Source organism: Bremerella alba, from assembly GCF_013618625.1.
Taxonomy (GTDB): domain Bacteria; phylum Planctomycetota; class Planctomycetia; order Pirellulales; family Pirellulaceae; genus Bremerella; species Bremerella alba.
Genome location: NZ_JABRWO010000002.1, coordinates 200,747 through 220,803 on the forward strand (window position 1 = coordinate 200,747; position 20,057 = coordinate 220,803).

General features: G+C 55.0%; 14 protein-coding genes. 4 read left to right on the forward strand and 10 right to left on the reverse strand.

Translation table 11 applies throughout. The features are described 5' to 3' along the window. Positions 1-82: 82 nt before the first annotated feature. Positions 83-1,378 (reverse strand): hypothetical protein, encoded by a 1,296-nt coding sequence (locus HOV93_RS04010; RefSeq protein WP_207395175.1) that lies wholly within the window; start codon positions 1,376-1,378, stop codon positions 83-85. Between the two features lie 113 nt (positions 1,379-1,491). Beyond that, entirely contained in the window at positions 1,492-2,289 is a 798-nt protein-coding gene (gene map, locus HOV93_RS04015) for a type I methionyl aminopeptidase (RefSeq protein WP_207395176.1), read from the reverse strand. Between the two features lie 322 nt (positions 2,290-2,611). On the opposite strand from map, the gene leuS reads away from it, so the two are divergent. From leuS to HOV93_RS04030, 3 genes are all read left to right on the forward strand, one after another. Next, positions 2,612-5,446 (forward strand): leucine--tRNA ligase, encoded by a 2,835-nt coding sequence (gene leuS / locus HOV93_RS04020; protein WP_207395177.1) that lies wholly within the window; start codon positions 2,612-2,614, stop codon positions 5,444-5,446. Between the two features lie 170 nt (positions 5,447-5,616). Next, positions 5,617-6,165, forward strand: coding sequence for an inorganic diphosphatase (locus tag HOV93_RS04025; RefSeq protein ID WP_207395178.1), 549 nt, complete (start codon positions 5,617-5,619; stop codon positions 6,163-6,165). Positions 6,166-6,326: 161 nt separating this feature from the next. Next, positions 6,327-7,619, forward strand: coding sequence for a glucose-1-phosphate adenylyltransferase (locus tag HOV93_RS04030; protein WP_207395179.1), 1,293 nt, complete (start codon positions 6,327-6,329; stop codon positions 7,617-7,619). Positions 7,620-7,673: 54 nt separating this feature from the next. Here HOV93_RS04030 and HOV93_RS04035 read toward each other — a convergent pair whose 3' ends face one another. The 8 genes from HOV93_RS04035 to rpsD form a co-directional block, all read right to left on the reverse strand. Continuing rightward, positions 7,674-8,111 (reverse strand): hypothetical protein, encoded by a 438-nt coding sequence (locus HOV93_RS04035; RefSeq protein ID WP_207395180.1) that lies wholly within the window; start codon positions 8,109-8,111, stop codon positions 7,674-7,676. 17 nt (positions 8,112-8,128) lie between these two features. Continuing rightward, a complete protein-coding gene (locus tag HOV93_RS04040) occupies positions 8,129-8,545 on the reverse strand; it encodes a hypothetical protein (RefSeq protein ID WP_207395181.1) in 417 nt (138 codons plus the stop codon). Positions 8,546-8,605: 60 nt separating this feature from the next. Beyond that, positions 8,606-9,019 (reverse strand): hypothetical protein, encoded by a 414-nt coding sequence (locus HOV93_RS04045; protein ID WP_207395182.1) that lies wholly within the window; start codon positions 9,017-9,019, stop codon positions 8,606-8,608. 87 nt (positions 9,020-9,106) lie between these two features. Beyond that, positions 9,107-11,227: a zinc-ribbon domain-containing protein gene (locus HOV93_RS04050; RefSeq protein WP_207395183.1), complete on the reverse strand. Its 2,121-nt coding sequence runs from the start codon at positions 11,225-11,227 to the stop codon at positions 9,107-9,109. A gap of 189 nt (positions 11,228-11,416) precedes the next feature. Beyond that, the gene (locus HOV93_RS04055; RefSeq protein ID WP_207395184.1) at positions 11,417-12,808 is read right to left on the reverse strand and encodes a 2-oxo acid dehydrogenase subunit E2; all 1,392 of its coding nucleotides are present in this window, start codon (positions 12,806-12,808) and stop codon (positions 11,417-11,419) included. Between the two features lie 96 nt (positions 12,809-12,904). Then, a complete protein-coding gene (aceE, locus tag HOV93_RS04060) occupies positions 12,905-15,604 on the reverse strand; it encodes a pyruvate dehydrogenase (acetyl-transferring), homodimeric type (RefSeq protein ID WP_390813903.1) in 2,700 nt (899 codons plus the stop codon). Between the two features lie 288 nt (positions 15,605-15,892). Then, complete coding sequence (gene lpdA, locus HOV93_RS04065; protein ID WP_207395186.1) at positions 15,893-17,323, reverse strand: dihydrolipoyl dehydrogenase; 1,431 nt, start codon at positions 17,321-17,323, stop codon at positions 15,893-15,895. Positions 17,324-17,520: 197 nt separating this feature from the next. Then, entirely contained in the window at positions 17,521-18,129 is a 609-nt protein-coding gene (gene rpsD, locus HOV93_RS04070; RefSeq protein ID WP_207395187.1) for a 30S ribosomal protein S4, read from the reverse strand. 430 nt (positions 18,130-18,559) lie between these two features. Here rpsD and HOV93_RS04075 point away from each other — a divergent pair, with 430 nt between their 5' ends. Continuing rightward, positions 18,560-19,861, forward strand: a complete 1,302-nt coding sequence (locus HOV93_RS04075; RefSeq protein ID WP_207395188.1) for a Gfo/Idh/MocA family oxidoreductase — start codon at positions 18,560-18,562, stop codon at positions 19,859-19,861. Positions 19,862-20,057: the final 196 nt, after the last annotated feature.

The following is a 20,057-nucleotide window of genomic DNA, read 5'->3' on the forward strand; positions in this document are numbered from 1 at the left end:
GACAGGCCCAAACCAAATGGCCTGTCAATTCCCACTATTTGACCATGAATCGCCCATTTGGGCCATGACACTCACGGCAAAGCTACTTCTTTTCGTGCCGTGATAGCACCACTATCCGGTGTGCCGTTAGATGCGACTTGGTGTATTGATCTAGCGGTGAAATCTGCCCGTAAATACCTACCTGCATTCGGGAATATCGCCGTAAGTTCAGCCCCGGCGAAGGGCTCACAAACTGCAGCACGTTGCCCTGAGAATCGGTCAATGCAAACGGAGGCGTGTACTGATTGGCGTTTCGGGTCGACGAGGCCCGCGTGATGACCGGCATCAGCCACCCTTTGCCATCGTAGCGTGGGTCAAAGCCATCTTTGGTGAACGAAGCGGCCGGGTCGTTTGAAGGCTCGACTTTCCCAAGCTTCTCGTCACTAATCAGAGGTGTTTTCAAGGGAATCGACGAGGAAACGACCGCTTCCTTCGTAGCAAGCTGGCGTTCGTAAAGCTCGTTGAATTCTTCGATTTTCTCTAACAGCAAACGGGCCTTACCCCGCTCTAGTGGCGTTTCACCTTCGACAATGAGTCGTTTAGCCTGGTCTTTCAAAGGCTTAAAATTCCACAGATCAACCGCCTTAAGGCACTCGCGACTGACGTGCAGTTCTAACTCGATGAGGTTCAAGCTGGTGCCCGGACCAATTTCATCGAGAGGTTGCAGCTCTCCGGTAATCGTTGCGCCCGGCTTGTCGTTTTCTGCATCGAAGGAAACAGGCCGCACGACGCTCAACTTCTGTTCGGCCTCTTTCCAAAATTCGTCATCCTGAATTGACTCGGCCATGGCAGCAGAATCAACCACCGATGATCCCTGAGGAAGGGGCGGCGTACCGATCGCTTCCACGAAGTGCTTGTTGATCCAGCGAAACTCACCAGCCGGGGGGGCGATGCGGTAGAAGGCTTCCTTCTTGCCGCTCTCAGGGTCGCGAAGTTCCACAATCCCCAGCACTTCCAGCGGTTCGTCCTGGTCGAGTTTCACATGCGTGATGTGATGCTGGTCGCTGATCTGGCTACCCACATAGGCCGGTGCTTCGGCTGTTCGGACATGGGCAATTCGACGATCTTCGCCATACGAAAGGCCTTCGGCTCGTACTAAGCTGAACTCGTTCTCGGTCGGCCTAATGGCCAACCAGCCGCCGACATCTTCACGGTAGACATCCACGATCGAGTTTTTTTCCAGGTAGGCCGTCGGATAGTAGTTCTGCCCTGGACCGCTACGCGTAAAGACCTGCCCGGTAGTCACGCGTCCTTTGTAGGGTTCAGTAGCGAGAGCAGTGGCCGCGCAAGGCAAGACGCCTGCCAGCAGCAACAAGCAAAGTGGTCGAAAACAGAACATAGCCGGATCCCTCAGGCAAAAACTTGAGTTATTACCCGAGGAAATACCGGAAATCATGATCGCCGGCAAGATTGATTTCAGTGCTATCGCATTTCGACCAAGTTCTTAGAGATTTAGAACTTATGAGCCTTCTGAGGACCATCTTTGGTCATCGAGAGGATCTCAGCGCCATTCTCGGTCATAAGGATCGTGTGCTCGAACTGGGCACTCAGGCTGCGGTCGCGGGTACGGACGGTCCACCCATCGCTTGGATCGAGTTGAGTGGCAGCGCCGCCAATGTTGATCATCGGCTCGATCGTAAAACAGACACCTGGCAGCAGGCGAACCGAATGCGCGGCACGTGTCGGGACGTGAGGAATCGAAGGATCTTGATGGAAACGGCGACCGAGCCCGTGACCGACGAACTCTTCGACGACACCAAAGTTGTATTTCTTCGCCTCTTCGACAATTACCCGGCCGATTTCTGAAACACGACACTCAGGGTAGATCGCATCGATCGCCAGATACAGGCAATCGAACGCACACTGGGTCACCTGTTTCGCTTCCGGGGACACTTCCCCAATCAGGAACGTTTCCGACTGATCTCCGTGCCAGCCATCGACGATCGATGTTAGATCGACGTTGACAATGTCCCCATCTTTAAGTTCGTACTTGTCAGGAATTCCATGACAAATAACTTCGTTGACACTGGTGCACGAACTCTTCGGGAAGCCCTGGTAATTCAAACAAGCCGGTGTATGCCCGTGATCCAGCGTATATTCGTGCACCATCCGGTCAATCGCTTCGGTGGTGATGCCTGCTTTGACATGCGGGCGTACGAAATCCATCAGTTGCGCGTTGAACTGACAGGCAACTCGCATCGCGTCGCGTTCGGAATCAACTAGTTGAAGATGACGTCGTCCGTGAAGCATAAAGGATTCAGGGGTTTGTGGAGGGGGCTGAGAATATTTCCGAACCAGCAGTCTACCAAGGTAATCGTCTTGGCAACATGGATTTCTCGCGAATTCCTGGCACAGATTTCATCTCTGGGTTCCATTTAGCGCGAACGTTCCGGAGAACCAAGGGGGTCCTTGAATTGTCAGTTTTCGCGAGGGCCATTAGAATCGTTACCTTCGCGAGACTGCGGGAAAGCCCTATGTATCAACATTTTGCGGCGAACCCTGCCCCAACGACCCAACTTGCAAGCAGACCAAGCTGCGGCATGACCGCAATTTAGACGACTGGACAACACCCATGCCTCGCTACAATCCGGCCCAGATCGAACCCAAATGGCAAAAGTACTGGGACGAGAATCAAACTTTTCGCACACCTGAAGTCCCGCAAGGCGAAAAGCTTTATGTCTTGGATATGTTCCCTTATCCAAGTGGTGCTGGCTTGCACGTGGGGCATCCAGAAGGGTACACGGCGACCGATATTGTCTGCCGCTTTGCCCGCATGCAAGGCAAAAGCGTCTTACACCCGATGGGCTTCGACTCGTTCGGCCTTCCGGCAGAAGAGTATGCGATCAAGCACAACGTGCATCCTCGCGAGACCACGGAAAAGAACATCGGCGAGTTTGTCCGCCAATTGAAGATGCTCGGCTTTAGCTACGATTGGCAGCGTCAAGTCGCTACGACCGACGTCGAGTATTTCCGCTGGACGCAGTGGATTTTCCTTCTTCTTTTCGACACATGGTACGACCAAGATGCCGGCAAAGGCCGGCCTATCGCCGAGCTTCCCATTCCCGACGATGTCCAATCCGCCGGTGAAGAGGCCGTACGCGAGTACCAGGACGAGCATCGATTGGCCTTCGTCAGCGAGGCCCCGGTCAACTGGTGCCCCAAGTTGGGCACTGTATTGGCGAACGAAGAGGTGATCGACGGTAAGAGCGAACGTGGCGGATATCCGGTAGAGCGTTTGCCTCTTCGCCAGTGGATGCTCCGCATTACCGCCTATGCCGAGCGGTTAGAGAGCGATCTCGAGTCCCTCGATTGGTCCGATAGCATTAAGCAGCTTCAAAGAAACTGGATTGGCCGCAGCGTCGGCGCAGAAGTCGATTTCTTTCTCGGCACCGACCTGGAGTACACCCCCTGGGAAATCGAGCGGAAGAAACTCGGTTATCCCCGCAAGCCGGGCAGCGATGTGCTTCGCGTCTACACAACACGCCCCGACACGCTTTTCGGGGCAACCTATATGGTGATTGCTCCGGAACATCCGCTTGTCGACCAATTGACCACCACCGACCAAGCCGCAGCCGTTAAGAAATACTGCCAGACCGCCGCTTTCAAGTCTGACTTGGAACGCACCGAATTGGCCAAAGAGAAGACCGGCGTTTTCTCTGGCTCGCATGCTATCAACCCGGTTACGGGACAGCCTGTGCCGATCTGGATCGCCGATTATGTATTGGCCAGCTATGGAACGGGCGCGATCATGGCCGTTCCTGCCCACGACGATCGCGACTTCGAGTTCGCTCAGAAGTTCGATATTCCGGTGATTGCCGTGGTCGATCCGGGCGACAAGTCCGACATCGATCGCGATGCGGTCTTGGCCGGAACCGCCTGTGCGACCTTCGATGGCGTGGCCATCAATTCGGGTAAATACGACGGCATGAAGACCGGCGAGATGAAGGCGCAGATCGCTCTCGATCTCGAACAAAACGGTCTTGGCCGCGAAGCAACCAATTTCAAGCTTCGCGATTGGCTCTTCAGTCGCCAGCGTTTCTGGGGCGAGCCCTTCCCAATCCTCAAAGAACTCGACGCCAACGGCGAGCCCAACGGCAAGATTCGCGCCGTCCCGGTCGACCAGCTTCCGGTCGACTTGCCGCAGATCGAAGATTACAAACCGATCGGGCGACCGGAACCGCCACTCGAAAAAGCCGACCCGTCGTGGCTTTATCCAGTGATCGACGGCGTGAAGTACAAACGCGAAACGAACACCATGCCCCAATGGGCTGGCTCGTGCTGGTATTACCTTCGTTTCATCGACCCGAAGAACGACGAGATCTTTGTCGACCCCGAAAAAGAAAAGGCCTGGATGCCGGTCGACCTTTACATTGGAGGTGCCGAACACGCCGTGCTGCACCTCTTGTATGCCCGCTTCTGGCACAAGGTGCTTTTCGATCGCGGGTACATCTCGACGCCTGAACCGTTTCAAAAGCTCGTCAACCAAGGGATGATTTTGGGCGAGATCGAGTATATGGGCTTTCAGACGGAAGACGGCACCTGGGTCGGTAGCAACCTCGTCAAGAAGCAGGAAGACGGTTCGCTCGCCGATGCGAAGGGTGCCCCGATCAAGTCCGTTGCGCTGACTGAAGCCGATGTCCTTAAGAAAGGGGATGGCTTCGTGCTTGCTGCCGATCACAGCATTCGGATCGACTCGCGGGCGCATAAGATGTCGAAGAGCCGCGGAAATGTCGTAAACCCTGATCATGTCGTTCAAGATTTTGGCGCCGATAGTCTTCGGCTTTACGAAATGTTCATGGGTCCACTCGAAGCGACCAAGCCGTGGGCGATGGATGGCGTGAAGGGGGTTCGCGGATTCCTCGACCGAGCGTGGCGAATGCTCATCGATCACAACGCGGAAGAGTTGGTGCTCAACGCGGCCATTGAAGATGTCGAGCCCACCGAAGAGCAGAAGAAAATGCTCCACCGTACGCTCAAGAGCGTCACGAACGACCTGACCAACCTCAGCTTCAATACGTCGATTGCCCGCTTGATGGAGTTCACGAACTTTTTCACCAAGGAATCGACACGGCCGAAACAAGCCATGGAGTGGTTCACGTTGATGCTTTCGCCCTTGGCTCCTCACTTGGCGGAAGAATTTTGGCAATTATTGGGGCACAGCAACACTTTGGCCTACGAGCCCTGGCCACAGTTTGTCGAGTCGTACACCAAGGACAACGAGATCGAAGTGCCCGTGCAAATTATGGGCAAAGTTCGCGGCCGTATTACGGTTCCAGCCGACATTAAGAAGGACGATCTCGAAGCTCTCGCGAAATCGGATGTTCGCGTGCAAGAGTTTCTAGAAGGAAAACAAATCGTAAAAACGATTGTCGTTCCGGGTCGTCTCGTAAATTTCGTTGTGAAATGAACTTAGCTCCGCTGGCTGCGGTTGACGCGGCGCAACTTACGACGGATGCTTACAAGCAATGATTCGCTTCCGTTAGACTATGCCTAACAGAGAAGCCGGACCGAATATGGCAATTTGGTAAACCAATTGGAATCAGGAAAAAGCCTGTTCCTTAAGGAAGATTCGCATCTATGACGCACGCTTGGCACGACGTGACCCCCGGTGAAGACATCCCAAGGGAATTCTGTGCGGTCATCGAGATCCCCACTGGGTCCAGCATCAAGTATGAACTGGACAAAGATACGGGACTATTGCGAATGGACCGTATGCTCTATTCGGCCGTTCATTATCCGGCCAACTACGGCTTCGTCCCTCAAACACTCGCCGAAGACGACGACCCGCTCGACGTGTTGGTCCTTTGCCAGGAACCGGTGGCCCCGCTGACGCTGATCACCGCTCGCGCGGTCGGCCTGATGACGATGGTCGATAGCGGCAAGCTCGATCATAAGATTATCGCCGTCGCAGTGACCGACCCGGAATTCTCTTCCTACAATGAAGCGATTGATCTGCCGAATCATCGTCGAAACATGTTGCGACGCTTCTTCCAAGACTACAAGATGTTGGAAGGGAAGTCGGTTGAGGTCGACGAAATTCTGCCTTCTGAAATGGCTCTGCCGATCATCAACGAAGCCCTGGAACGCTATAGCGCGCAGCGTCGACGCGGATTTTATCGAAAGTAGGCGTCGTATCCGTTGCGGCGCAATAATTGCGTAAAGTTGCGCGAATATTGCGTGGCCCGGTACGCATTGGCTTGCGTAGTGGCAACCTTGCCCGTTATCGTTCGAACGCCACCAACTGAAATATCACCCAATGCTTTTCTTTCTTGGAGAGAAGGTGACCCATGCGTAATGTCATCAGCTTAGTACTAGGCGGAGGCCGAGGTACACGGCTTTACCCCCTGACTAAATACCGCTCGAAACCAGCCGTTCCGCTGGCGGGCAAATACCGCTTGATTGATATCCCCCTCTCCAACTGCCTGAACAGCCAGATGAACCGCATCTACGTGCTGACGCAGTTCATGTCGGTGAGTTTGCACCGCCATATCCGCCAGACGTATCGCTTCGATCACTTTAGCGGTGGTTTTGTTGAATTACTGGCCGCTCAGCAAACGGCCGGCGAAGGCTCCGACTGGTACCAAGGCACCGCCGATGCGGTCCGTAAAAACCTGCGTTATATCCAGCAGCACGGTATCGACTACGTCATGATCCTTTCCGGCGATCAGTTGTACCGGATGGACTACCGCGAAATGCTCGACTCGCATATCGAGTCGGGCGCCGACGTTTCTATCGCAGGCCTGCCGGTTCACTCGAAGGACGCCAGCGGATTGGGCATCATGAAGATCGACGAGTCAGGCCGCGTCAACGGCTTCGTCGAAAAGCCCCAGACCCCCGAAGAATTGGCCCACGTGCGAACCGACCCAGCTTGGATCGACGCCCGCGGGATTCAATCGAATGGTCGTGACTGTTTGGCGAGCATGGGCAACTATCTCTTTAACCGCGACACCCTGGTCGAGCTGCTGGAAAAGACCGACTACCAGGACTTCGGTAAAGAGATCTTCCCTGCTGCGATTCGAGCGAAAAAAGTGCAGATGCACATGTTCGATAGCTACTGGGAAGACATCGGAACGATCAAAGCGTTCTATGAATCGAATCTCGCCACGTTGGCTCCGAAGCCACCGTTTGAGTTCATCGAAGAAGAAGCCCCGATCTTCACCAGGGCTCGCTTCCTGCCGCCGACAATGGTCATGGAAGGCAGTTTCAGCAACAGCATGATTGCCGACGGCTGCCAGATCGGCAAAGGCTGTACCATCAAGAACAGCGTGATCGGCCTGCGTAGCGTGATCGAAGAAAACGTCACCATCGAAGACTCGGTGCTGATGGGCTGCGACTACTACGCAACGCGAACGGAAACCGAAGCCCACGAATCGTCCGGTCGACCTCGTATGAAGATCGGATCAGGCAGCGTCATCAAGGGAGCGATCGTCGACAAAAATTGCCACATCGGTAATAACGTCCGCGTCGATAACTGCGATAACCTGCCGGACAAAGAATACCCAGAAGGGGTCACCATCGTCGACGGCATCCCCGTCGTCGAAAAAGGTGCCTGCCTGCCCGATGGCTGGAAGCTGACCTAAGTCAAGCGTCCACCTAGCCAACCTACGCTTCCCTCTCCCTTCGCTGGGAGAGGGCTAGGGTGAAGGACTTTTCGTTTTCCTATCTTCTTTCCACGACGAATCTACCGTCGTGCGGTTTATTCCAATCGCACCCAATGTCGCTAACGGAAAAGCCACATAATTCGCGACTTCAAACCAAATCGGATACGGCAGCATCCACTGGTTAAACCCCACCGCAATCAATAGCAGCAAAGCGACCATTAGGGACGCAATCAGATCGCCAATCTTCTGGGCGATCCACACGCTACCAAACACGGCCATCGCCCACATGGGCAAGACCGCGGCCAAAACCCAGGCCGGATATTTCTCGACGTGGGCGCAAACCTCGTCTTCCGTTCCGCCAAAGTCTGCAGGAAACGGATGAACCACCGCGCTGAATAATTCGACAGCAATCACTAATAGAAATGCGACCACTAGGCCAATGAAGACTGCCAGTATGGCGCGAATAACCACCAAGGCTTACTCTCCGACTATGAAGCTATAGGTTTCTTAATATCCATCCCAATGCTGCTGGATTCTGCCCATCCCCATAATCCCCTCATACCTTTTCGCTTCGGACGAAAAGAATCCGTCTGCAGAAGTCGGAGCACCTCTTGAGCCAGGATCGTGCGAACTCTTAGCTTATCATTCTCAGTCTCTATCAGCTGAGAAATGATGTGTAACCCAAGCTTCTGAGAGCGTTCGCAATTGCTTTGAAGAAGCCCTAGCAATTGCTCGTCGGTCGGACTGCATTCCGCGATAACGCTGGCCGCGTCCTGCGGCCACAATTTGTGCTCGTTGAATGCCTGAACAAAGCTGGGAACCAATGCGGTCCCTTCGTCGGGCGACAGTGTTTTAAGAAACATCGGGTCTTCGATGATCTGCTGAACAAGCTGACTGGCGTTCATAAGACAATCGAGTCCGGCACACCGGCTTTCGTGTGTTGAATCACTGTTCACGGTCCGTCGTTACACGTTGTCTAGCAATACCTGATAGCCATGGAATTCGTTTTTCCAGTCACCGTATACGCCGGACAGCCCGCACTCGACGCACTTGCAACCGAGGTAGAACCAGCGAACGTCTTCGCTATCATCACTAAGAGAGACAGCAGCCATGATGCGAAACTTTGTTCCATCGCACGTACAGAGCACATCAAAGATCTCTTCGACCTTGGCGATATGTTGGTCACTGTCCCCAATGCCATGTTCTTCGTCGCAAGTAACGCAAATTCGAGCGGCAACGCCTTCCTCTTCGTTCATCAAAAGCTCGAACACATCGCCGCTGCACGAATTGCAGACGGCCGTCGCGAAATGAGTAGCAACGTACTCATTAGCTTCGCTGTACTCGACGATCTGTGCTTTCAACGTTTCCATAACGATCATGAACTTTCTTAAATCGCGTTAGATGCACCCAATGCGATTTTCGGTTCGCACTCTACGTGACGTTATCGTAACCTACCGGAGCGTGTTTTACGGAAGCGAGACCGATTTCAAGCGGATTCGACGCTGCTTGGCGAGGACCTCATCGACCTCGCCAAAGGTAATCTTCGAGGCCAGTTCGTCGATGTCGCCATCGTAAGGGAACATGATGACACGTTGGTTGATCTCGGGATCAAGCCAATTGACATAAGCCTGAGCCAAACTCCACGGCCTGATGATTTCCCGAACCTGCTTGGCCTGGTCCGAGGTAATTGTCTTGAATTCCAGGCGGACCAATTTGTCCTTACCGTATTGCTGCTCCAACCTCTCAATCGCTTCCTGGGCAGGATCTCGTCTTGCAGATCCCATATTTGGCATTCCAGGGGACCCAAAGCGAGGGCCACGAGGCCCCGCAGTTGGCTCTCTCGGTGGATTCGCTGAATCAAGCCCGGTAGGCGGTTGAAAACGCGGACCGAATTGCGAACCTGGCTCTGGCATCTGAGGCATTCTAGGGCGACGAATATCGGGCATGCCACCAAAGGGAAGCCCGCCTACTAAACGCCCTCGCGATCCCGAAGACTTCGAATCATCCCGCCTTTTAAGGACACTTTCGTCGTACGACATGACCACAACGTTCTCGCCGGCAATCTCTTGGACTTTCAGCGTGTAACCGGAGGTCACCATGCTGTGGAAATCTTCGCCCTCATCGGACGGTTTCCATATAATTTTCATGAGCTTAGTGCTCATCTCTTCGCAACGGTTATTATATTTCAGGGCCTTCCATTTTTCGATTTCTGGTCCGTATCGCTCATCGATGAACATCACAACATACCGGCGATCAGGCATTCGATACTTGTAAGCCTGATGTCGCTGCACGAACGTATCCAACTCTTCGGGCGTGAAGCAGTGGAACATCGGCCCAACCTTACCCTGGGAATCGGCGTGGGGACGTTCGCCGTTGATGGTTTCCCAGTTCCCCCTGATCTCGTTCGACAAGCCCAGGTTCACCTTAGCCGTTGAATTCGCAATGAAAGGGAGTCCACTCGTAGCGAGACCCTCCAGCGGAAAGTGATTCGAATCATGAATCTCTTGCACATCGGACTTGTACTTCTCGATAGCCGGATCAACCACGTTACCATGAAAGGCTGGGATGTTGGCGAGATCTTGCGAGAACTCACGGATGTTTTGATACAGCCTCTTGATCTCGTCTACCTTATTCTTGATTTGATCAGGAGGCATCGGAACACTTAGAACCTGCTTTGCTTTAGCGTAATCGGCTAAGGCAAATTCATACAACAGTTGGGGAAGTTGCTGCGGATTCTGGACATGGGCGTATTTGATTGCTTGCTGGCGATCGACTTCTTCCCTTCGCGTGTCCGACCGAGTATTGGCCGCGCCCAAAGCCCCACCCAGGTAGCTGTGGGATTGATGATACTGCTGGGCAGCATACGCAACACGAGCATTACTGGTGTACTTCGCCAATTTCTGTCCGGCAGCTTTGGCCCTACCTTCTACGCTATCAAGCTGCTGCCTGACTTCTCGCTTTAGTTTTTCCTGCATGTCCTTGGGCAGCGGTGGAATGTTGCGGACTCCATGGGTTAATGACTCCATTTCCTGAGTCAGGCCTCTGACCGTTTCGTCGAATTGCTTTAAGTCCTCTTCGCTTTGAATCGCTTCGATCGCTGTAAGGAACTGAAGCATGTTGTCAAATTGTTTTTCTGTTACGTCAAAATGCTGCTTGTAGCTGTCCTCTTTACTAAACTGCTGCTGGGCGGCGTTCATCTGAAAGGGCCGGTCGGAACCGCCGGAAGCAAATGAAATCACCGTGACAACTAAGATGACCACCACCAGCACGCCGACGCCACCCAACACTAGCGGTATCACGGGGAACGATCCGGAGGAACTGCTTCTCTTTTTCGGGGGCAGCGATCCCAACGCCGGCGACGCAGCGGCTGACGATGACGTGAAATCGCCAAACAGATCGTCCCCTAATGGGTCGCTGGCTGGACTCGACGCCGCAAACGGATCGAGGGCCGGCACCGCGTCACTTTCAATTTCCGCAACAAACTTTTCGCTGCACTTTTTACAGGTGACCCGCCGGCCGGCAAGTTTCTCATCGGCGACCGGATAACGGGTACTGCAGTTGGGACAGGTAATGTGAAGCTTAGCCATGGCCACCAATACACTAGATATCGAATTATTTTGATTGGATTATAACCACCAGTCAGAGACCACTCCACTGCATCCCTTCAGGTGGCACTCGATCGGGCCACATTGCCCTTCAATCGCCACAAAAAAACCCCCTCGCATTTTGCCAACGCGAGGGGGCATGTTCGTTCAACGTTGAGTCAGCTCGGCACACTAAGGAGCCATCAGCAACTTGCTGGGATTCTCGAGAAGCGACTTCACGTCGTTCAGGAACCGTTGAGCCGTCGCTCCATCGACCAGGCGGTGATCGTAAGACAAGCTCAGCGGCATCATCAGGCGAGCCACGATCTGATCTTTCACCACAACCGGCATCTTCCGCGAGCGGCCAACCAACAGGATGGCGACTTCCGGGACGTTGATGATCGGCGTGCTGTAAGTGCCGCCGATCGCGCCCAGGTTACTGATCGTGAAAGTGCCGCCTTGCAGGGTCGACATCTCGAAACTGTTGCCGCGAATGTCGGCAGCCGTCTGCTGAAGGGTGCGTGCGATATCCGGAATCGACATCCGATCGGTGTTCTTCATGTTGGGCACCATCAGACCACGATCAGAATCGACAGCGATGCCGACGTTCACGTAGTCTTTGTAGATGACCTGTTCCTGTTCCATGTCGATCGAGGCGTTCAATTCCGGGTGCTCACGCAGCCCTACGGCGATGGCCTTGATCAGAAACGGCATGGTGGTCAGCTTGACGCCCGCTTCGGCGTAGTCGTCCTTGCTTTGCTGACGCAGCTCTTCGAGGGCCGTGATGTCGGCGTCGTCGAAGTTGGTGACCCGTGGTGCGGTGGTCCAGCTCTTGCTCATCTGAGCGGCGGTCACCTTGCGGATCTTCTTCATCTTCTCGATGCGAACCGGACCGTACTTGTCCTCGTGCGCCTCGCCGGAAAGCGATGGCAACGAACCAGTCGCGGCCGGAGCCGAAGTCGCACCTGCCTGAGTAGCCGAACCGCCACCCTGATTCAGATCGCGAACGGTTCGCAGAACGTCGTCTCGTTCGATGCGACCGTTGGGGCCAGAGCCTTGGACGTTTCGCAAATCAACACCCACTTCGCGGGCAAAGCGACGCACAGCCGGACCGGCCGGTACACTTTCGTCGGTGCTCGAAGCATCGGCAACGGGCGCCGGTGGTGGCGTGGTCAGCCGTGGTGGCGTCGCCGGGGCAGGAGCCGCCTTCTGAGGTGCAGGAGCCTGCTTCGGTTCTGGCTTGGCCGGAGTCGGCTCAGGAGCTTCTTCCTTGACGGCTGGCTCTTCCGGAGCTTTCTCTTCCTGCGGTGGTTCAGCGGCAGGTGGAGGGGACGCGTTATTGGAACCAGCCCCGTCCAAAGTCACGATCGGCGCATGAACCGCAATGGTATCGCCGGTCTTGACGTGGACCTTTTCGATCTTGCCACCCTCGGTGCTGGGAACATCGACGGTTGCCTTGTCGGTTTCGATCTCGATCAGGGTTTGTCCCTTTTCGACCGTGTCGCCCACCGAAACGTGAACGACAAGCACGTCTCCCGATTCAATCCCATCGCCCAGATCAGGCAGTTGTACGTCTATTGCCATGGTGAATAACCTTGCTAGGAATGCGTATTTTTAGTCGCATGGAAAAGCGTTCGTCGGCCGGGGGTCTGTCCGACCGACGCTGCTACCAATGTGCCGTTAGGCAAAATACGGATTTGGCTTTTCCGCGTCGTAATTTAAATCCTTGATGGCCTGAGCGACTTCAGTTCGCTCGATCTTGCCGGTACGAGCCAACTCGTAAAGCGTGGCAATGACCACCGACTCGGCGTCGACCTCGAAGTGACGTCGCAGAGCTTCGCGAGTTTCGCTGCGGCCCATCCCATCGGTTCCCAAAGCAACCATGTTGCCAGGCAAGTAAGGACGGATCTGTTCAGCCCAAGCCCGAACGTTGTCCGACGCCGAGATGAAAGGCCCTTCGACCCCATCCATGATCGTCTCAAGGTACGATTTCTTCGGCGTTTCGGTCGGATGGAACATGTTCCAGCGTTCGATTGCCTGAGCATCGCGGCGCAGTTCGGTGTAACTGGTGGCGGCCCATACATCGCTGGCGATGTTGTACTTTTCGGCCAGCATCTGTGCCGCGTCGAGCACACAGCGGGTGATCGTTCCGCTACCCATCAGCTGAACCTTGGCACGCGGCTTTTCGGCTTCGTGCGATTTCAGCTTGTAGATTCCGCGAATGATCCCTTCCTCGGCACCTTCGGGCATCTCTGGCATCGCGTAGTTTTCGTTTCCTACGGTGATGTAATAGATGGCCGTTTCGCCTTGCTCGTACAGCTTGGACATCCCATCCAGCGTGAGAACAGCCGTTTCGTAGGCATAGCAAACGTCGTACGAACGAACCGTGGGGAAGGCGATCGCATTGAGATGGCTGTGGCCATCCTGGTGCTGCAGACCTTCGCCGTTTAGAGTGGTTCGCCCTGCCGTACCGCCGATCATGAAACCCTTGGCACGCGTGTCAGCCGCACACCAGATCAGGTCACCGATCCGCTGGAAGCCGAACATGCTGTAGTAAATGAAGAACGGAATCATGTTGATGCCGTGCTGCGAATAGGCGTTGCCAGCCGCGATGAACGACGACATCGAACCCGCTTCGGTAATCCCTTCTTCCAGGATCTGACCGTCTTTGGCTTCCTTGTAGTACATCAGCTGATCGGAGTCGACCGGCTCGTACAACTGGCCAGAGTGGGCATAGATACCGACCTGGCGGAACATGCCTTCCATACCGAAGGTACGCGACTCGTCGGGCACGATTGGCACGATGTTCTGGCCGATGTTCTTGTCCTTGCACAGCTTGGAAAGCAGGCGAACAAAGCCCATCGTGGTCGACATTTCTTTTCCCTTGCTGCCACCGAGGAATTCTTTGTATTCCTCCATGGTCGGGATTGGCGATGTCGGATGATTGGTCGGGCGAGAAGGAACCGGTCCGCCCAGTTCTTCGCGTCGCTTCTTCAGATAACGCATTTCAGCGCTATCTTCCGGCGGACGATAGAACGGAGCTTTCACGACTTCTTCGTCCGAGATCGGAATGCTGAAGCGTGTGCGGAACTCGCGTAGCTCTTCTTCGTTGAGCTTCTTCTGGTTGTGGGTGACGTTGCGACCTTCGCCCGCTTCGCCCAAACCGTAGCCTTTGATCGTCTTGGCAATGACGACGGTCGGCTTGCCTTTGCATTCGGTAGCCGCTTTGTAAGCTGCGTAAACCTTTTCTGGATCGTGACCACCGCGAGTCAGCTTTTGCAGCTTTTCATCGGAGTAGTTCTTCACCAGTTCCAGCAGTTCGGGATACTTGCCGAAGAAGTGTTTACGAATGTATTCGCCTGATTCGACGACGTACTTCTGGTACTGACCGTCGACGACTTCTTCCATTCGCTTGACCAGCAGGCCGGTCTTGTCGGCTTTGAGCAGCGGATCCCATTCGGCTCCCCAGACCACCTTAATGACGTTCCAACCAGCACCACGGAAGACAGCTTCCAGTTCCTGGATGATCTTGCCGTTACCGCGGACAGGACCATCGAGACGCTGCAGGTTGCAGTTGATGACCCAGGTCAGGTTGTCGAGCTGTTCACGCGAAGCCAGGCTGATCGCACCCAGTGTTTCGGGTTCGTCGCATTCGCCGTCGCCGAGAAACGCCCAGACGCGTGTCTTGCTGGTGTCTTTCAGACCGCGGTCTTGCAAGTAGCGATTGAAGCGAGCCTGGTAGATCGAGCAGATCGGCCCCAAGCCCATCGAAACGGTGGGGAATTCCCAGAAGTCTTCCATCAGCCATGGATGCGGATAGGACGACAGTCCCATTTCCGGCTGCAGTTCACGGCGGAAGTTCTCCAGGTTCTTTTCAGTCAATCGACCTTCAAGAAACGCTCGCGAGTACATCCCCGGCGAGGCATGCCCTTGAAAATAAACCTGGTCCCCTTCATAGCCGCTTCCGCGACCGCGAAGGAAGTGATTGTAAGCGACCTCCACCAGCGTAGCGCTCGAAGCGAACGTGCTGATGTGACCACCGAGCCCCTCGAAGTTTTTGTTGGCCCGCGTGACCATCGCCATCGCGTTCCAGCGAATGATGCTCTTGATGCGGCGTTCAAATTCTCGGTTGCCTGGGTAGGCCGGCTGTTCCGAGGAGTGAATCGTATTGATGTACGGCGTATTGGCAGCAAACGGCACATCGACGCCGCGTGCGTGGGCACGATTTTCTAGTGCCGAAAGTAGAAAGCGAACCCGGTCATCGCCTTTTCCTTCCAGAACGTAGTCGAGCGAGTCGAGCCATTCTTGCGTTTCAGCCGGGTCCACGTCTGCCGAAAAGGTCGACGGGTTGTTCCGCATCAAATTCTCTTCAGCAGGCATTATTTTGGCGTTCGCCATGCAACTTCCCTTTTTACAGTCCGTTGCTTTGCGCCAGGGAAAATTCTCTTCCGCCGCGACTTCATTGCGCGACGTTGTCTGGCGAAGCAACCCTCGATTAACTTATCTCAAAGATCAATCTCGGCTTAGGCCCGAGGCGGGCTTCGAGTCTGAATTCTACCGCGCTGACCGTATTTGTCAGCGAGTGGTAGGCGAACCCTCTCCGTCTTCTGCAAGTAGCAGAATCGGCACAAGCCCAATTAAAACCACAAGTTATTTAGTGGCAAGACCTTACGACTTCTTCTTGGGTTTGTAAATTTCGGTGGCAGTCCCGAAAAATACCTCCCCAGCATTCATAACCGTCTCACTTAGGGTCGGATGCGGGTGGATAGTCGAGGTCAGGTCAAAGACTTCGGCTCGCATTTCCAGAGCCAAAACGGCTTCGGAAATCATCTCTCCGGCACCTGGTCCGACAATCCCGCAGCCCAAAACACGCTGTGTTTCAGGGTCAACGATCCACTTGGTCAAGCCATCGGTGCGGCCCAATGCCTGGGCACGTCCACTAGCCGCCCAAGGGTACATGGCCACATCGACCTTTTTGCCCATCGCCTTGGCCTCGCCTTCCATCAGCCCTGCCCAGGCAATTTCGGGGTCGGTGAAGATCACGGCCGGAATGGCTGCAGGCTCGAAGGAGACCGGATGACCCAAAATGGCCTCGGCGGCGGTACGCCCTTCGTGGGTCGCCTTGTGGGCGAGCATCGGATCGCCGGTCACGTCGCCAATTGCCCAGATCTTCGGATCGGCTGTACGCAACTGTTTATCGACGCCAATGAAACCACGCTTGTCGACGACGCACTGCGTGTTTTCCAGACCAATTCCCTTGGTATTCGGCCAGCGACCGATCGAAACCAAGACGCGGTCGTACTTGAATGTTCCGAACTTGTTCGGGCCCTCGAACGCGACTTCAACCTTACCGTCGCGATCGCCCAGCGATCCGACCTTGGTATTGGTGAAAATGCGTCCCTCGAACAGTCCTTCCAGCTTTTTGGCCAGCGGCTTGACCAGATTACGGTCGGCACCCGGCAGAAGCCCGTCCGTCAGTTCCACGACACTGACCTTCGTACCCAGATGAGCATAGACGGAGCCCATTTCCAGGCCGATATAGCCACCACCGATGACCAGCATGGTTTCGGGAATATCTTGCAGGTCCAACGCACCGGTCGAGTCCATTACCCGTGGCGAGTCAATCTGGAATGCCGGCGGCATAGCAGCCACCGAACCGGTCGCGATGATCGCGTGATCGAAGGTTAGCTTGCCGCCTTCGGGAATGGAGGGGTCGTCCCCTTCCAATTCAAGCGTACTCGAATCGACAAAGCTGGCTTTGGCCTTGATGACGGTCACGTTTCGCTTTTTGGCAAGTTGACCGAGCCCTGTCGACAGGGATTTGATCACCCCTTCTTTGCGAGCACGGAGCTTGTCGAGTTCGATCTGAGGTTCACTGTAGGTGACACCCCAGTCTTTGTTCAGTTCGTGGACTTCGTCGATGACGCGTGCGACGTGCAGCAGCGCTTTGGATGGTATGCATCCACGCAGCAAACACGTCCCCCCCAGACGCGAGTCTTTTTCAATGAGGGTGACTTCCATTCCTTCGTCGGCAGCCAAGAATGCTGCTGCGTAGCCCCCGGGACCACCACCGATGACCGCCAATTGGGTATGAGCCATGATGTCTCTCTAGCAATTACTAAGGCAAAGTTGAGTTACTTACTTGAGATGCTGTAGTGGGGAGATGCGTCTCAAGTTCGACTGGTAACAGTGGGACATTGAACCAAAAAAAAAGGGACTCCGCGACGGGCTGTCGTGCCGGAATCCCTCTGAAATCTACGAATTGCTGCGAATTGCCGAAAAATTGATTTCGGAAATTAACGCGACATGAATTCGACCACCATGTTCACGTCCACTGGCAGGCTGATATCTTCCGGGCCTGGAACGGCGTCGTAGGTTACCGAAAGTGTTTCTGGCTCAGTTGTCAGAAACGCGGCCGGTTCGCCCGAAGATTCGCCATGAACGCTGCGATAAAGGATCTGCAGCTTTTCACGATTGCGGACGCTCACCACGTCGCCAGGACGCATCTGGTAGGACGGCTTGTCGACCTTCTGCCCGTTAACCAGGAAGTGACCGTGAACGATCCCCTGGCGAGCCTGGCAGCGTGTGAGTGCCAAACCGGCACGACGAACGATGTTATCCAGGCGGCGTTCGCACAACGACAACAGGTTTTCACCCGTGTTGCCCTTGCTGTGCTTGGCGTGGGCAAAATAGCGACGGAGCTGCTTTTCGCCGACACCGTAATAATGCTTGATCTTTTGCTTTTCCATCAAAGCAGCACCGTAGTTGGACGGGCGCTTCGGACGGGTGTGCATGCCGGGGGGGTTAGGCCGACGGTCAGCCGCACGCATAGCGCCGCGACTTTCGTAAATCATGGCACCGAGACGACGGTTGATTTTGGCCTTGGGACCTGTGTAATGGCCCATGTGCGATTCACTCCTAAAATTTCGATTTCCAGGAATCACCATACCGCAATGAAGCGACGAAAACGTGATTCCTACATCCACGTTTGTTCCCTGGTCAAAACTTTAGACCGGGTGGAAACCACACATTGTGCCGCACCCCTACTTAATTGGCAAGGGGTAACGCTTAACCCTAAGTCAGAAAACAACCTTCTGGCCGCAGCTTAGATCAAACAAGGCCTGCGACCACATGCCATGAATGCGCCCGGCAATTATCCAGCCCAGAGCATCCCACCTGAACCACCCAAGCGGGTAGCGCAATACAACTTAGCGGGTTAAAGCTTCCTTTCTGTTGGGAAGAGCTTTGCAGTCCGCGCGAAAGTCGACAATAATCTTAACAACCTTCTATCGCCTACCTACCTCCTATCTTCTTATGCCACGAGGAAGCCTGCCCATGCCACAGTCGAAACTCAGCCGTCGTCACTTTCTCCAAGGGTCTGCTGCCGCCACGATGGTCGCTGGCACCGGATTTCATCAGCTGGCCTCAGCCGCCGAATCGAAGTCACCCAACGAGCTCTTGGATATCGCGTGCATCGGCGTACAGAACCGTGCCTCGTCGAACGTTCGCGGTGTTAGTGGGCAAAACCTGGTCGCCATGTGCGATATCGACGACAGCTATTTGAACCAAGCGCTGAAGCAGTACGACAAACAGAAGTCCAATCGGTATAACGATTTCCGTGTTCTGCTGGACAAAGAAAAGAACATCGACGCTGTTGTGGTCAGTACGCCAGATCACACGCACGCTCCGGCTTCAATGTGGGCGATGCAGCTTGGCAAGCATGTTTACTGTGAAAAGCCGATGACCCACACGGTGCATGAAGCCCGCGAGATGACCAACTTCGCGGTCAAGAACAAGCTGGCCACGCAGCTCGGTACGCAGATTCACGCTGGCAACAACTATCGCCGCGTGGTTGAAGCCGTTCAGGCTGGTGCAATTGGCAATGTAAAGCACGTCGACGTCTGGGTCGGCAAAGGCTGGGGCGGCGGTAAGGTTCCGACCGACAAGCCGGCCATTCCCAAAGGTATCCACTGGGATGTCTGGCTCGGCCCCGCTGAGTACCGCACCTATTCACCCGTCTACATGCCCGCCCAGTGGCGACGCTGGTGGGACTTCGGTGGAGGCACCCTCGGCGACATGGGCTGTCATTACATCGACCTGGTCTTCTGGGCACTCAAGCTGAAGTACCCCACGAAGGTTTCTGCCGAAGGCCCCGAGCCTGACGCTCATACGGCACCGATGGGTCTCACCGTGAACTACGAGTTCCCCAAGACCGAAGTCGCCCCGGCCGTGACCATGCAATGGCGCGACGGCGACAACTGCCCCAAGGAAATCAACGGACACAAGGTCCCCGGCTCAGGCGTCATGTTCCACGGCGACAAAGGGATGATGTTGGCCACCTACGGCAACTTCACCCTGCTACCGGAAGACGACTTCCAAACGTGGAAAGCCCCTGAGCAGACCATCCCGAATTCCATCGGCCACTACGAGGAATGGATTCAGGCCTGTAAAGAAGGAACGCCCACGACTTGCAGCTTCGACTACAGCGGCCCGCTGACCGAAACGGTTCTGCTGGGCAATGTCGCCTACCGCAGCGGCGGACCGATCGAGTGGGACGCGAAGAACCTGAAGGTCACCAACAACGACTCGGCCAATCAGTTCATCGAGCGTAAGTATCGTGAAGGCTGGCGGATTTAGTTCGCCGTTTGATCTCAGGGTTTGCCTGATTGAGATAGTAGCTGGTCCCGGTCTTTAACCCGGGATCGGCGTAGTCGGCATGCGGCTAATCGATGCGTGCTGATCAGGATGGATATGCTCTACCCAATGTTTGCCAAATGCATTAGCCGCTTGTTGCCATTGGCCACCCGCGTGTTGACTATCAGGCGTTTCGATC

Bases quoted from the DNA above. Each gene is read 5' to 3' on its own strand.
- HOV93_RS04010 (WP_207395175.1), bottom strand. From the start codon at position 1,378: ATGTTCTGTTTTCGACCACTTTGCTTGTTGCTGCTGGCAGGCGTCTTG.
- map (WP_207395176.1), bottom strand. From the start codon at position 2,289: ATGCTTCACGGACGACGTCATCTTCAACTAGTTGATTCCGAACGCGAC.
- leuS (WP_207395177.1), top strand. From the start codon at position 2,612: ATGCCTCGCTACAATCCGGCCCAGATCGAACCCAAATGGCAAAAGTAC.
- HOV93_RS04025 (WP_207395178.1), top strand. From the start codon at position 5,617: ATGACGCACGCTTGGCACGACGTGACCCCCGGTGAAGACATCCCAAGG.
- HOV93_RS04030 (WP_207395179.1), top strand. From the start codon at position 6,327: ATGCGTAATGTCATCAGCTTAGTACTAGGCGGAGGCCGAGGTACACGG.
- HOV93_RS04040 (WP_207395181.1), bottom strand. From the start codon at position 8,545: ATGAACGCCAGTCAGCTTGTTCAGCAGATCATCGAAGACCCGATGTTT.
- HOV93_RS04045 (WP_207395182.1), bottom strand. From the start codon at position 9,019: ATGATCGTTATGGAAACGTTGAAAGCACAGATCGTCGAGTACAGCGAA.
- HOV93_RS04050 (WP_207395183.1), bottom strand. From the start codon at position 11,227: ATGGCTAAGCTTCACATTACCTGTCCCAACTGCAGTACCCGTTATCCG.
- HOV93_RS04055 (WP_207395184.1), bottom strand. From the start codon at position 12,808: ATGGCAATAGACGTACAACTGCCTGATCTGGGCGATGGGATTGAATCG.
- aceE (WP_390813903.1), bottom strand. From the start codon at position 15,604: ATGCCTGCTGAAGAGAATTTGATGCGGAACAACCCGTCGACCTTTTCG.
- lpdA (WP_207395186.1), bottom strand. From the start codon at position 17,323: ATGGCTCATACCCAATTGGCGGTCATCGGTGGTGGTCCCGGGGGCTAC.
- rpsD (WP_207395187.1), bottom strand. From the start codon at position 18,129: ATGGGCCATTACACAGGTCCCAAGGCCAAAATCAACCGTCGTCTCGGT.
- HOV93_RS04075 (WP_207395188.1), top strand. From the start codon at position 18,560: ATGCCACAGTCGAAACTCAGCCGTCGTCACTTTCTCCAAGGGTCTGCT.